Annotated in this window: 9 protein-coding genes; 8 read left to right on the top strand and 1 reads right to left on the bottom strand. The window is 70.3% G+C overall.

Going from position 1 to position 12,764, the window contains the following annotated elements:
• Nucleotides 1–51 precede the first annotated feature (51 nt).
• The 5 genes from ACZ5XZ_RS35515 (at nucleotide 52) to ACZ5XZ_RS35495 (ending at nucleotide 4,830) form a co-directional block, all read left to right on the top strand.
• Nucleotides 52–714: a hypothetical protein gene (locus ACZ5XZ_RS35515; RefSeq protein ID WP_468985936.1), complete on the top strand. Its 663-nt coding sequence runs from the start codon at nucleotides 52–54 to the stop codon at nucleotides 712–714.
• A 252-nt stretch (nucleotides 715–966) separates the two neighbouring features.
• Nucleotides 967–1,653, top strand: coding sequence for a hypothetical protein (locus tag ACZ5XZ_RS35510; protein WP_468985933.1), 687 nt, complete (start codon nucleotides 967–969; stop codon nucleotides 1,651–1,653).
• 178 nt (nucleotides 1,654–1,831) lie between these two features.
• Nucleotides 1,832–3,769, top strand: a complete 1,938-nt coding sequence (locus ACZ5XZ_RS35505; RefSeq protein WP_468985931.1) for a DUF6884 domain-containing protein — start codon at nucleotides 1,832–1,834, stop codon at nucleotides 3,767–3,769.
• A gap of 174 nt (nucleotides 3,770–3,943) precedes the next feature.
• Nucleotides 3,944–4,510 (top strand): hypothetical protein, encoded by a 567-nt coding sequence (locus ACZ5XZ_RS35500; RefSeq protein WP_468985928.1) that lies wholly within the window; start codon nucleotides 3,944–3,946, stop codon nucleotides 4,508–4,510.
• Nucleotides 4,507–4,830 (top strand): hypothetical protein, encoded by a 324-nt coding sequence (locus ACZ5XZ_RS35495; RefSeq protein ID WP_468985927.1) that lies wholly within the window; start codon nucleotides 4,507–4,509, stop codon nucleotides 4,828–4,830. The genes ACZ5XZ_RS35500 and ACZ5XZ_RS35495 overlap by 4 nt, the downstream gene beginning before the upstream one ends.
• Before the next feature lie 58 nt (nucleotides 4,831–4,888).
• On the opposite strand, the gene ACZ5XZ_RS35490 is transcribed toward ACZ5XZ_RS35495, so the two are convergent.
• A complete protein-coding gene (locus ACZ5XZ_RS35490; protein WP_468985925.1) occupies nucleotides 4,889–5,422 on the bottom strand; it encodes a hypothetical protein in 534 nt (177 codons plus the stop codon).
• 451 nt (nucleotides 5,423–5,873) lie between these two features.
• Here ACZ5XZ_RS35490 and mobF point away from each other — a divergent pair, with 451 nt between their 5' ends.
• The 3 genes from mobF to ACZ5XZ_RS35475 all read left to right on the top strand — a co-directional run bounded on the left by mobF (nucleotide 5,874) and on the right by ACZ5XZ_RS35475 (nucleotide 12,752).
• Nucleotides 5,874–10,367, top strand: a complete 4,494-nt coding sequence (gene mobF / locus ACZ5XZ_RS35485) for a MobF family relaxase (protein ID WP_468985922.1) — start codon at nucleotides 5,874–5,876, stop codon at nucleotides 10,365–10,367.
• Between the two features lie 100 nt (nucleotides 10,368–10,467).
• A complete protein-coding gene (locus ACZ5XZ_RS35480) occupies nucleotides 10,468–11,748 on the top strand; it encodes an outer membrane protein assembly factor BamB family protein (protein WP_468985920.1) in 1,281 nt (426 codons plus the stop codon).
• Nucleotides 11,749–12,335: 587 nt separating this feature from the next.
• Complete coding sequence (locus ACZ5XZ_RS35475; RefSeq protein ID WP_468985917.1) at nucleotides 12,336–12,752, top strand: hypothetical protein; 417 nt, start codon at nucleotides 12,336–12,338, stop codon at nucleotides 12,750–12,752.
• Nucleotides 12,753–12,764: the final 12 nt, after the last annotated feature.

The raw sequence follows: 12,764 nt of genomic DNA, 5'->3' as shown, positions 1-12,764 counted from the left end.
GGGGCAGCGCCCGGACCGACACCCCGTCACTCGACATCGAGGAGTACGACCATGACCGACCGTTGTGTTGCCGACCTCATGATCGGCGCCCTGCGTGACGCCGGATACGCCGCACGCCACAAGTTCACCGACGTCGGATACTCCGCCGTCGTGATCGACCTCGGCGACGGTAGCGCCATCCACGTGGCTGACGCAGACTGCAGCGCCCACCACACCGTCGCCGAGCACATCAGCCCCTGGTGGGCGGTCCACCTGCCCAACCCCGCGGAGCCCGAGGTCCTGGAGACCATCCACCTCGGAACCTACGGCGCACCCATCGCCGACGACACCGCCGCCTGCGTGCGCGCCGTCGTCGCCTTCATCGTCGCCCGCACCCAGCGCCGCGTCGCCGCCCAGGCCGAGGCTCGGCGCACCGAGGTGGCATCCCTGCGCCACCGCATCGAGGTCGCCCACCGGCGCGCAGCTGACGGCGCCACCCGCGCGCTGGACGCGTTCACGGGCGACCTGCTGCCCGAGGCGGAATGGCGCCGCGTCAGCGCACACGCCCGCTGGGTCGAGGAGGGGATCCGGCGATACCGGCAGACGCCCCGCTCCCTGGACTGCTGCACCGTCAGGATCCAGTTCCTGCGCGCCCTGGCCGCGGGCATGGAATGCGCCGCAGACGAGATCGCCCGGACCGTCGCCCACTTCCTGCTGAGCGTGCCCGCGCGGTAGCCCGCGGTCGGCGGGGTCCGGGAGGTCCGGGCCCCGCCACCGGTCGGCGACCCGGCCCGGGAGCCCAGCGCGACCGGATCCGGTCCGGCGAGAACCGAGGCCCCGTCAGTCGCCGAATCGGAGCGTGGAAATAGCCCCTGAGCAGGGGATTTCCCTTGACCGCATGGTTCTAGTTGCTGTAATGTATGTCATGTTGGAACGGGGCAGCGCCCGAACCGACACCCCACCACCACCTCAACCAGGGAGGCCCCCATGAACCAGCTCCAGCTCTTCCCCGCGTACGCCGGCGACCTGTCCAAGCTCCACGTCGGCGAGCAGCTGGCACGCAAGGACCCCACCGTTCGCAACGCGACGCTGTCCACCCTGGTCTGTGAAGGGCACCGCTTCCCCGCGAAGTGCCGGCCGTCCGGAGAGTTCAGCAACACCGGCGAGTTGATCCCCGGCGGACCGTCATGGTTCGTCGAGGTGGCCGGCCGAGAGGTGGCCGGCACCTACGGCGAGGTGGTGACGGCGATCCGGGAACACGTCGCCACCGTCGACCCCGAGGTTTTCGAGCGGATCGCGCAGCGCGAAGCCGAGATGGCCCGCGTCCACGCCGAGATCGCGGCCGAGATCGAGGCCCGCCGCACCGAGGTAGAGGCGCTGCACGGGCGCATCGCGGACGCGCACCGCCGCACGCTCGACGGTGCGCGACGCCTGGACGACGCATGCCTGGACGGCCTGGTGCCCGACTCGGTGTGTGACCACCTCGACGAGGAGTTCCTGCCGTTCGTGGCAGAGGTGATGCGCGGCTACCGCCACAGCGCCACCACCGGCCGGCCCGAGCGCGGCACGGCCAGGGTCGAGTATCTGCGGTGCGTCGCCAGCCAGATGGAACGCGCCGCGAAGGAGGTTGCCACGGTGGTGGCGCACTTCCTGCTGAACCAGCCCGCACGGTAGGCGAGACCCGCGTTCGGGCCCCGGGAATCCGAGGCCCGAACGCATCGCGAACGGAGCGGAAAACAACCCCTGAACAGGGGTTTTCCTTGCGTTCTGGTTCTAGTTGCGGTAATATATGTCATGTCGGAACGGGGCGGCGCCCGAACCGACACCCCACCACCCCACCGAGGAGACCCCCGTGATCCAGACCTCGAACCTCCCCCACCAGGTCACCATCCAGAGCCGGAACCTGCGGGACACCCGCTGGGCCGTGTTCTGCCTGTGGTGCGGAGGGGGCGGCGCGCCGATCGCCGTTGCCGAGCGCTCCGCCGACCACCCCGACGACGCCCGCCTGAACGCTCTGCGCGAGGCCGAGTTCCACGCCCAGCAGCACGAGCGCCAGCGCCAGGACGTGATGGACGCGCCCCGGCGCGCCATCCAGGCCGGCGCGCTCCAGTGGACCCAGGCCCAGGCGGACGCGGTGCACTGGGCCGACATGGACTGGCTCCACTACGACGGCGCGGCCTACTTCAAGAAGGACATGGACGACCCGCGCGCCGGCCGCGGCCGCACCGTCGCCAAGGCCCGCGTCGAGGCCCTCATCGAGGCAGGGTTCCTGCAGCTGTGGGAGAGCGACTGGTCGGTCATCCCGACCCGCGACGGCCGCGCCGCCCTGCGAGCGTGGTACGCCGCCCAGCCGGAGCCGGTCGAGAAGCGGTTCGAGTCCACCAACCTGCGGCCGCTGATCGGTGGGGACGAGGAAGCGCGACGGGACGCCGAGCTGGCCGAGCGCCTGGCCGCCATCGCGGCGGAGAAGGAGCGCACCCGGGAGATCGAGCAGCGGTTCCAGCCGGAGCCGGAGCCGGCCCCCGTCGAGCCGGCCGAGTGCGACCACCGGATGGTCTGGGCGTACGTCACCACCCACGAGATCACCCGCCAGCTGGGATATCACCTGGCTTGCGCGTGCGGTACGGAGCGCGACGTCTACCCGGGTCGGAGCCCCGCTTGCTTCGCTGGCGGTGCGCAGGCCAGTCCCGAGGTGGCCATCGGTTTCGCTGAGCAGCGCGGCTACTCCGTCACCGGCCGGTGGACGGTGGTGGACGAGCACAGCAAGCGTGCCGCCATCGAGGCCGACGACGAAGACGCCGCGTGCGAGTTCCCGGTTGTCGATGACCCCAACCGCCGCCCGTCCGAAGCCCCGGCCCCGGTCGCCGACCCGGAGACCCAGCAGACCGCGGCCGCAGAGGCGGAGGCCCCTGCGTCGAAGCGAGAATTCGAGCAGACCGACATCAGCTGGGCCGGCCCCGGCATCCTCGGCCCCGGCACCCGGGTCGAGTACCGCGACATGTCCAAGCAGTGGCGTCGCAAGAACGGTTCCCGTGGCACCATCGTCCGGATTGGCCGCCGTTGCGTGACGTGGCGGCCGCGGGGATCCCGGCGCACGCTGCGTACGCCGCTGGCGGAGATGCGCGTGGACTACTGCGCCCACGAGTGGGCGCCGATCGATCGCGACGCCCCGAGCCGGTACCGCTACTGGCGCCAGTGGACGCTCGCCGAGCATCTGGCGTTCGGCCAAGCCATGGAGCCGGCCGACACTCCGAGCCAGCCGGCCGCATCGGAGCCGCAGCAGCCCGCCAAGCCCCAGGACGCCGACCAGCTCACGCTGTTCGAGGAGGAGCCGGAGAACACGACAGAGGAGGCGCTCGCCGGCCCTCTGGTCATCGTGCCCTGCTCCGGTGCCAAGCTGACCCGCCGAGCGGCAGCACGAGACCTCTACACCGGCCCGTATCACCGGGCATGCCGCAAGGCCGCGGAGGCCCTGGCCGCCGACGGCGGAACGGTCCTGGTGCTCAGCGCCAAGTACGGGCTGGTGCCCCTGGACGAGGAGATCGACCCGTACGACATGACGATGGACGACCCCGGGGCGATCACCGGCGCCGAACTCCGGCAGCAGGCACGCGCCATGGGTATCCACGACGCACCCCAGGTGACGATCCTGGCCGGAGCCAAGTACACCGCCCGCGCACAGGTCGTATGGCCGCAGGCCGCCACACCACTCGCCGGCCGCGGAATCGGCCGACAGAAGGCACGTCTCGCCGCCATGGCCCGCACCGGCGAATTCGCAATCGCGGCCTAGCTGGCCGAAGACGAGAAACGGGCCGGTGGTTCCCCGACTCCCGAGGGAGGCGAGGGCAGCGTCCACCGGCCCACCCCATCACCTCCGAGGAGGGGATGTTGCTGCACAGCCTACCCGTCACATCCAAGGGTTCGGCCGCAGAGGCCGGCCCACCCAACAGCGAGGAGTACGAGCGTGATTCCCGAGGGCCGCGCCGTGAAGAGCGAAGCTGAAGTTGCTGACGAGCAGGGCATGGCGCTGACCACCTGGCGCCGGAACGAGGCGCCTGCATTCCGCAGGGCTTTGAAGCCGGTCAATCCCAGTGAGCGGCTCAAGCTGTATGACGCCGCCCAGGTGGCCGCCTACTACGCCGGCGAGCCGATCCCGCCGGCCCCCACCGAGAAGACCGCGAAGCCGCACCCCGACGACCAGCTCAACGACCGCGAAGCAGGCGCCATCCTCGGCATCGACCCGGCCACCGTGCGCGCGTACGCCACCGACGGCTACCTCCCACCCGGGCCCCGGTGGAGCCGACGCGACGTCGAGGCCCGCAAGGAGGCCGGCGACCAGCGCGGAGCCGACCGGCGCGGCACCGCCCAGCAGCGCGCCGACGAGGTACGCCAGTGGCTCGACGCCGCGGACCGCGGCGAGCGTGGGAAGGTCACCATCAACGACATCCGGCAGCGGTTCGACATCAGCGAGCGCACCGCACTGCGCACCCTGGCCCAGGCCCGTGATACCGGAACGGAGAGGACCGCATGACCCCCGACGCCTACCGGCAGGCCCCGCCGCTCCAGGAGGAGCACGAGGACCTGGTCCGCACGATGAGCCAGCTACCGATCCGGGAGCGGCTGCTGCGCCGCGCCGCCCTGGCGGACCGCAGCAGCCTTGCCGTCTCGCCGGCGGACGGGAAGGCCGCGCAGGATCTGATCAGCGCCGCGCGGAAGCTGGCCCGCCACGACGACGAGCACCAGTCGGCCGCCGGCCCGCTCTTCCTCGCGGACGTCACCGTCGACAGCCCGGCCGAGGATCTCCGGGCGTACATCCGGCAGGAGTACGCCGCCTGGGCAGCTACCCGATAGCCCGCAACGCGGAACGGCTCCACCTCAGTTCGAGGTGGAGCCGTTCCGCGTTCTGCTCTCAGACCGCCGATCCTGGCGGTTGGGTCACACCCGCGGCCGCCGAATCCTGCTGTCCGTTCTGCTGCTGCGGAAGGGTAGCCGAACCGGCCCCCGCAGCGTCGCCGGCGCCAGCATCGGTCGAGGCGGAATCCGCCCCGCCGGCATCCTCGGCGGACTGCTGCTCGGCAGCCACCGCAGCCAGGACCCGTCGGTCGACGTTGGCCTTGGCCGTGCGCACCTGGTCCACCGTGATCCCGAGGCGCTGCGCAGCCTCAGCCTGGTTCACGCCGGTTTCCAGCAGCTTGACCACGAGCCGTTCCGCCGTAGCGCGCTTCTGTGCGGTCAGCTTCTCGCGCCGCGCCCGGAGCGCCGCGACCTGGCGCTCTGTCTCTTCCTCAAACTCGGTGATCTGCTGATCGAGCAGCATGCGCTGCGCGGCGATGTCCAGGCGCGTCGCCTCGGCGGCCTGGAACTGTGCCGCCAGTTCGGCCGCAGCCTTCCGGGCCTGGATCGCCTTTGCCGACTTTCGCTTCTTCGGGGCGCTTTCCGCCACGTGCACCTCCCGTTGCTTCCGACTGGTGCGCGCCATTCTGCCCCGCCGCAGACCGGCGGGCGGCCGCCAACCGGCGCGGCCGGCGGCGCCGGGGCCCGTGCGGGGCCGGAGCGGGGTCCGTCCACACCGGGAAAAGGACGCTCCGATGGAGCGGCTGTATCTCCGCGGTGCTCCACTACGCGAGCAAAAGACGCTCGCGTAGTGGAGCACCGCGCGAGCGACTATCCACAGGCGTGCTCGGAGAGCCCACCTGTGGATAGTCGCCACACAAAATTGTGTGTGACCGAGATGAAGTCGCGTGAGCGATCTCGCTGCAGTGCATCGCAAGCTCGCACAGTGCAGCATCGATGCACTCCCACGACTTCATCTCGGTCGGAGCTCTTGCATTATGAATGTACCAGGGGTTGTATTGCCTCCCCAATGGGAGCGTCTGCAGGTAAGATCACGCGCCATGATGACCGTCCATAAGCTGAGCGCTGGGGACGGCTATACCTACTATCTGCGTGAAACCGCGTCCGCAGATGTCCGCCGCCCAGCCAGTCAAGAGCTGGGTGATTACTACCTGGAATCGGGCAACCCGCCCGGCGTCTGGATGGGTTCCGGCATCCAGGCCCTGGGCGTTTCTGGCGTCGTGACCGAACCTCAGATGAAAGCTCTGTTCGGCGAAGGCGTCCACCCGGAGCGAGACCGAATCGTTGCAGAGCGCATCGCCGCCGGCGACAGCGCCAAGAAGGCCATGAGGGCCGCCAAGCTGGGACGCTCCTACTACCGCTACAACCAGGCCGACACGGCGTTCGGACGCAAGCTGGCCGAGGAGCTGGCGACGTTCAAGCGACTCAACCTCCGCGAACCAGATGCCGCCGAGCGTGCCGAACTGCGAGGCAAGGCAGGCGCCGTCACCTTCCGCGAGGAGCACGGACGAGGCCCATCCAGCAAGGAAGAGCTGGGCCAGTGGATCTCCAGCCAGGAGCACTCCAAGACCAACCAGGCCGTCGCCGGATACGACTCAGTGTTCAAGCTGGAGCCAGGAGCCAATGCCGCCTGGAGCCTAGGCTCTCCCGAGGTCCAGCGGGCCATCGAGGAGGAGCACGAGGCCGCGATCGGCGAAACGCTGGAGTGGCTAGAGAAGAACGCGATCATGACCCGAACCGGGGTCAACGGGATCGCCCAGGAGGACGTCGCCAGCGGACTCATAGCCACCCGGTGGCGCCACTACGAGAACCGCAACGGCGACCCGATGCTCCACGACCACGTCGTGATCTCCAACAAGGTCCAGGGTGCTGATGGGAAGTGGCGGTCGATCGACGGCGCCCTCCTCTACAGGATGGTCGTCTCGGCGAGCGAGTACTACAACGCGCGAGTGCTGGAGCGGATATGCACGCGTCTGGAGCTGCGCGCAGCAGCCCGGGAAGTCACGCCCGGCAAGCGCCCGGTGATGAGCATTGCGGGCATACCCGAGGAGCTGATCCAGCTCCAGTCCACGCGCGGCACCGACATCAAGGGGCGTACCGAGGAGCTGGTCGAGGAGTACCGCCGGACCCACGGGCGGGAACCCTCCACCAAGAAGATGTACGCCATTGCCAAGCAGGCAGCACAGGACGGCCGGCCCGACAAGAAGAAGGCCGAGCCCCTTTCAACGCTGCGCGAGCGCTGGCGTAAGCAGGCAGTCGAGGCCCTCGGCAAGGACCGCATCGACACCCTGCTCCAGGCCGCCAAGAACGCCGCACGAGAAGTGAAGCCGGGGCGCGCAGCAGCGGCACATGTTGACATCGACGCCGCCGCCCGGCAGGTCCTGGCGACGGTGTCCGACGAGCGCAGTGTATGGGGCCGGCGACAAGTCCTGGCCGAGGCTCAGCGATGGGTCACCCAGACGCTCAAAGGTGCCGAACCGGGCCGGGATCTCGTCGAGCGCATCACACACAAGGTGCTCACCGACGGGTCGATCGAGATCACCCCGCCCGATCCAAATCCGGAGTTCGCTCCGCTTCAGCGAGCTGACGGAACCTCCGTCTACCGGCACCGCGAAACCGAGCTCTACACCAGCGACAAGGTCCTGGCCGCCGAGGACCGCATGGTCGCCGCCGCGCGTACCGACGTCATTCCGGCAGCCACCCCGGACATTTACGCACGGGTGGAGAGCGCCTATCAGGAGGCGCACCCCGACCGTCCGCTGGATGCCGGGCAGCAGGCTATGGCGCGCACCTTTGCCACGTCCGAGCGGCTGGTTGCGGTGGCCATCGGGCCGGCCGGTGCAGGCAAGACAACGTCCATGCGGGTTGCCGCCGATGCGGTCCGAGAGAGCGGCGGACGCGTCATCGGCCTGGGCCCCTCAGCACGTGCCGCCGCCGAGCTGGCGGACGGTATTGATGCACCCGCGTTCACCCTCCACGAATGGCTTGGCGCCCGTGAACGAGCCCGTGCTGGCCGACGGGTTGGTCCCGAGTTCCAGCTCAACCCGGGCGACGTCATCGTGGTCGACGAGGCCGGTATGGCCGGCACCCTGCGACTGGCCCAAGTGGTCGACGAGGCCGCCGCGGCCGGCGCCGTCGTACGCCTGGTTGGCGACCCGTACCAGCTGGCATCCGTCGAGTCTGGCGGCGCGCTGCGACTGCTCGCCAACGAGGTGGGAGCGGTCGAGCTGGAGACCGTGCACCGCTTCGACAATCCCCAGGAAGCCGCCGCATCGCTGATCCTGCGCAGCGGCGAAGCCGAGCAGGCATGGGACTGGTACCTGGCCAACAACCGCGTCATTGCAGGCAGCCGTGAGGAGATGCTGCACGCCATCTTCCGGGACTGGCAGCAGGACCAGAGCGAGGGCCACACGGCCATGATGATGGCCGACGACAATGACACCGTCGCCCAGCTCAACGCCCGTGCCCAGGCTTGGCGCGCTGGTAACGGTGAACTCGACATGCGCCGTGGGGTGGAACTGCGGGACGGGTTGGAAGCCCACCGCGGGGACTTCATCGTGACCCGCCGCAACGATCGGCGGAACGTCCTTCATCGCGGACGGGACTTTGTTAAGAACGGCGACCAGTGGGAGGTCCAGAAGGTCCGCCGCAACGGCGATCTCGTCGTGCGGCACACCGGCCACCGGGGCCGCACAACGCTGCCCGCCGACTACGTCGAGCGCTACGCCGAACTGGGCTACGCCAGCACCGGCCACCGGGGCCAAGGCGCCACGGTGGATACCGGATCGGGTCTCTTCAGCCGCAGCACGACCCGCGAATCCGCCTACGTTCAGACGACGCGCGGCCGCCTGACCAACCGCATCTACGTCGTGCTGGAGAAGGGCGAGCGGATGCGCGACGTGCTGGCCGCCATCGCCCGCAACACCCAGGCATCGCTGTCCGCACGCGAGACGATCCGCACCGAGCAGGACCGGGCCTGGAACATCGGCACACTCGCCGCCGAGTACCACGACGTCCACGACCGAGCGACGGGGCTGCGCTACCAAAGCCTGACCCGCAACGTGCTGGGGCCGGCCGCCGAGCACCTGATCGCCGAGGACGCCTGGCCCTCCGTGACGCGCGCTCTGCGGGACATCGAACGGGCCGGATTCGCGCCCGAGAAGCTGCTCCACGACGCCTACCACCAGCGCGATTTCGGGGACGCCGAGGACGCATCCGCAGTCCTATCCTGGCGCCTGGACAACCGCCTGGCCGAGGCCCGTGAGGCCCGGGAACGGCTGGAGCAGCACCAGCCCACCAGGCCGCTGATCGAACTCACCGACGCCCAGCTGCAGCATCTCGCCGACCGCGCCGAAGCCCGCCGCAGCGCCGCCCTGGATGACCTGCGCCGCGCCGACGCACGGCTGGCCGGCCAGCCCAAGCCGGTCGTGGTTGACGGCCTGCCCAACCCAGCCTGGCCCGGGCGAACGTACGGAGACCTCACCCGCCGGCAGCTCTCCGACGCCATCGCCCAGGCGCGCCGCGACGGCCGTATCGCCGCCATCGACGGCAACCGTGATGCCGCACGGGAGGCCGCCGAAGACCTCCATGCGCTGCGCAAGGAACAGGTTCTGCGGGCGTCCATGAGCCGACTCGACCGGGCCCGCGAGGACTGGCAACGAGAGCCGGCTACCGGTCACGCCCACACCTCCCGCCAGCCCGTGGAGGCCACCCTCGACGAGATGCGCACCGCCCCGCACGAGCAGGACCAGGCGGCCATCCAGCTGCAGCGCGCCGACCTCATCCACCAGCGCATCCGGGCGGAGCAGAGGCTGCGCACGCTGCTGCCCCGGCCCGTCGAGGCCCTGCCCGAGGGCAACGAGACGGTGCCGCAGTGGCTCGCCCCACGCGACATCGAGCGCGACGCGCACACCCCCACCGCGTGGCGCACCCACCTGTCCGAGCGCCGCCAAATCCTGGCCGACCGCCTTGCCCAGACCGGCCGCGAACTGGCCGCGGACCCGCCGGCATGGGCGCGGCCGCTGGGCCCCGTGCCCGAGCAGGGCACCGAACTACGGGAGACCTGGGAGCGCACCGCGGCGCTTGCCGATGCATGGCGCACCCGCCACCAGACCCGCCCCATCGAGCCCGGCATCGGGCCGCGCCCCAACGGCCAGCAGGACGCGGCCGCGTGGGACGAGCTGCACGAGCAGGTTGCCGCCACCGGCCGCCGCACCCGCGCGACCGAGGCCGCCGCCGCCCGCGGAGCCGCCCTGGCCGACCGGCCGGAGCCCGAGCAGGACACCGAGCAGGGCAGCAGCGTGGAGGACCGTCACGAGGCCCGGCGCCGCGCGATGGCCGACCTCCGCGCACGCCTCGACCGCGGCCGCGAAGAGCGCGCGGACATCCTCGACCGGACCGCGGAAGGCCGGCCCGCGAGCCCGCAGGCGGACAACGGGCGCGAGGACGAGCGCCGTGCGGCCGACCGCCGCGAACGCGAGGAACGCGAGCACCGGCAGCGCGACGACCGCGGCCGCGGCGGCCCCGAGCGCTGATTCCGATCCGGTCAAAATCCGCGCAGCGGCTGAGCGGTGGCGGCACGACACGTAGTTTCGGCAGGGCGATCAGGCCCCGGACAATGGAGGAATACCTCGAATGCGCTCGATCCTGAAGGTCTCCGCTGCACTGTCAGCCACGGCCACGTTGGTGCTGGTGGCCGGGTGCGGCGGAGCCGCGGAGCCAGGGGCCGACCACAAGCCGAAGGCATCGAAGTCGAAGAAGCCGGCCGCCAGCGCTCCCCCGCGCAAGAGCTACGACCCACCGCAGAAGTTCGCCACGAAGGGCGCGCCGCTCCCCCAGTCCGCCGCGGGCGACAGCATCAGCATGGGCGGCACGATCCGTAAGCCGCTGCCGCTCGCGCTGCACGGCACCGGGGCCTACGTCGCGGCCGCCGACAGCCTCCAGGTCATCGACACCAGTACGGGCAAGGCGACGTCGACCGTACGGCCGCGCCACAAGTCGATCGCCGAGAAGGACACAGAGACCAACGCCCCGGTCCTCACCCAGGACGGCCAGCAAGCACTCGTCCCGTTCCTGGTCGAATTCCCGGGCAAGGGCACCACTCCCAGCCGGGCCGGCATCGAGGTGGACGCAGTGGACACCGCCACCAACAAGGCCGCCTGGACACTCGACCTCGACGACCTGCCCAGCTGGGCCGGCCAGCCGTCCACCCGGGCCCGCGTGGTCGCCGCGACGAAGAGCACCGCCGTGATCAGCGTGGGCAACGGCGAACACGGCGCCACGTACGCCGTCGACCTCGACAGCCGCAAGGCGACCTGGCACAACGACAAGGTCGCCGCGGCCGCCGTCATCGGTGACACCGCCCTTGCAGTCACCAGCAAGGACTCCGTCCGCCAGCAGGTCATCGGCCTCGACATCAACCACGACGGCAAGCAGAAGTGGAGCCAGCTGGACGGATACGAGCTGATCGTCCGCCCCGCCGGCCCCCACCTGGTCGCCATCACCGGCAGCGACTACAACAGCGGCGACAGCATCGGCGTGCTGCTGAAGCCCGACGGCAGCAAGGCCGCCGACCTCACCGGCGATTCGTCGAGCCTCACGTGTCACTACGACGACGCGTCGGTGACCGTCTGCCAGACCGAGGAGCCCCGGGCGTTCGCGCTGGACGCCACGACCGGCAAGCAGCTGTGGAGCCTGCCCGAGAAGGGTGGCAACCGCGTCGCGCCCACCGTCACGGCCGCCTGGCACGGCGTGGTGTACGGCACGACCAGCAACGGCCCCGTCGCCCTGGACGCCAAGACCGGCGCCGACCGCAGCACCCCCGGCGCCGCCCCGGTCGCCGTCAACGAGTACACCGGCGTCGGCCTCGACCAGGCCGAGCACCGCACGCTGATCGCCTACCCCGCCACCGGCTGACCGTCCGACCGAGCACTGAGGGCCCGGCATCGCCGGGCCCTCAGTCATGTCTGCGTTCCCCGTCAGTCCATCCCCCGCCTCAGCGCGGAGCTGGGCCAGCACGCGCTCGTTGTAGTCGAGTTCGGCGGCCGCCTCAGGAAAGCCGGCGGCCGTCGCCTCCCGGTAGAACGCAACGCGCCGTTCGTGGTGATCCAGGCGAGCCTCGACACTGCCCTGCTGCCCACACAGGGGGTACAGGTGCTCTGACTCGTCGGCCAGGGCCAGACCGCGGATAACCAGGTCAAGGGTGGCCGGAGGCGGCGGTTGCGGCATCAGTCGTCATGCACCCAGTGTCGAGGAACGAGTCCACGCCGCGCGGACCGATCAGAGATCACGCCCAACCTGGCCGGATGTCAGCGGACCGCTGACACGTCGGAGGGGTCCGGGCTTGGGGAACATCGGTACAGCCATTAACGCTAAGCACTCGATCTTGAGCGCCCAGCAGGTCAGGCGCACGGTCGTGGGGTCTTGGGCTGATCCGAGGTGGCGGACTGTCGCGGGCGGCTAGGGTCGCCGGGTCTGTTGTCGTACGAGAGAAGTTCCGTGTGATGCCCGAGCGGATTTGGCACCCCATCAGCAAGTTGGAGTTCTTCATCGACCACACCCGGCGGTGGGCGGTCGACGTGCGCGAGCACCTGGAGACGCTGGAGGAGGCCCGCACGAAACCGTACGTGCTGGCGAACAGCGACGTGGCGAGGATCAAGCGGGTCTATACCGAGCAGGCCGACGACCTCACCCTGTTCGAGGAGCAGGCGGCCGAGTGGGGCGAACTCCCCGACCTCAGCCCGTCGCGGCGCACGAAGCTGAGCACCCTCACCGGTCAGCTTGCCGAACTTCGCGAGCTGAACAAGAAGGTGCTCGACCTCGCCGACGAGCTGTCGAAGGGCACCATCGACACGGTGATGGCAGCCTCGGACGAGGAACTGGGCCTGGCGGCGCTGTTCAACCAGCGGCCGGGAGTGTAGGCGGTGGGTCGG

It is taken from the genome of Streptomyces sp. NPDC033270 (assembly GCF_055576575.1).
Note: the sequence above shows the minus strand (reverse complement) of the source record. Positions and strands in the feature narration are given on the sequence as shown.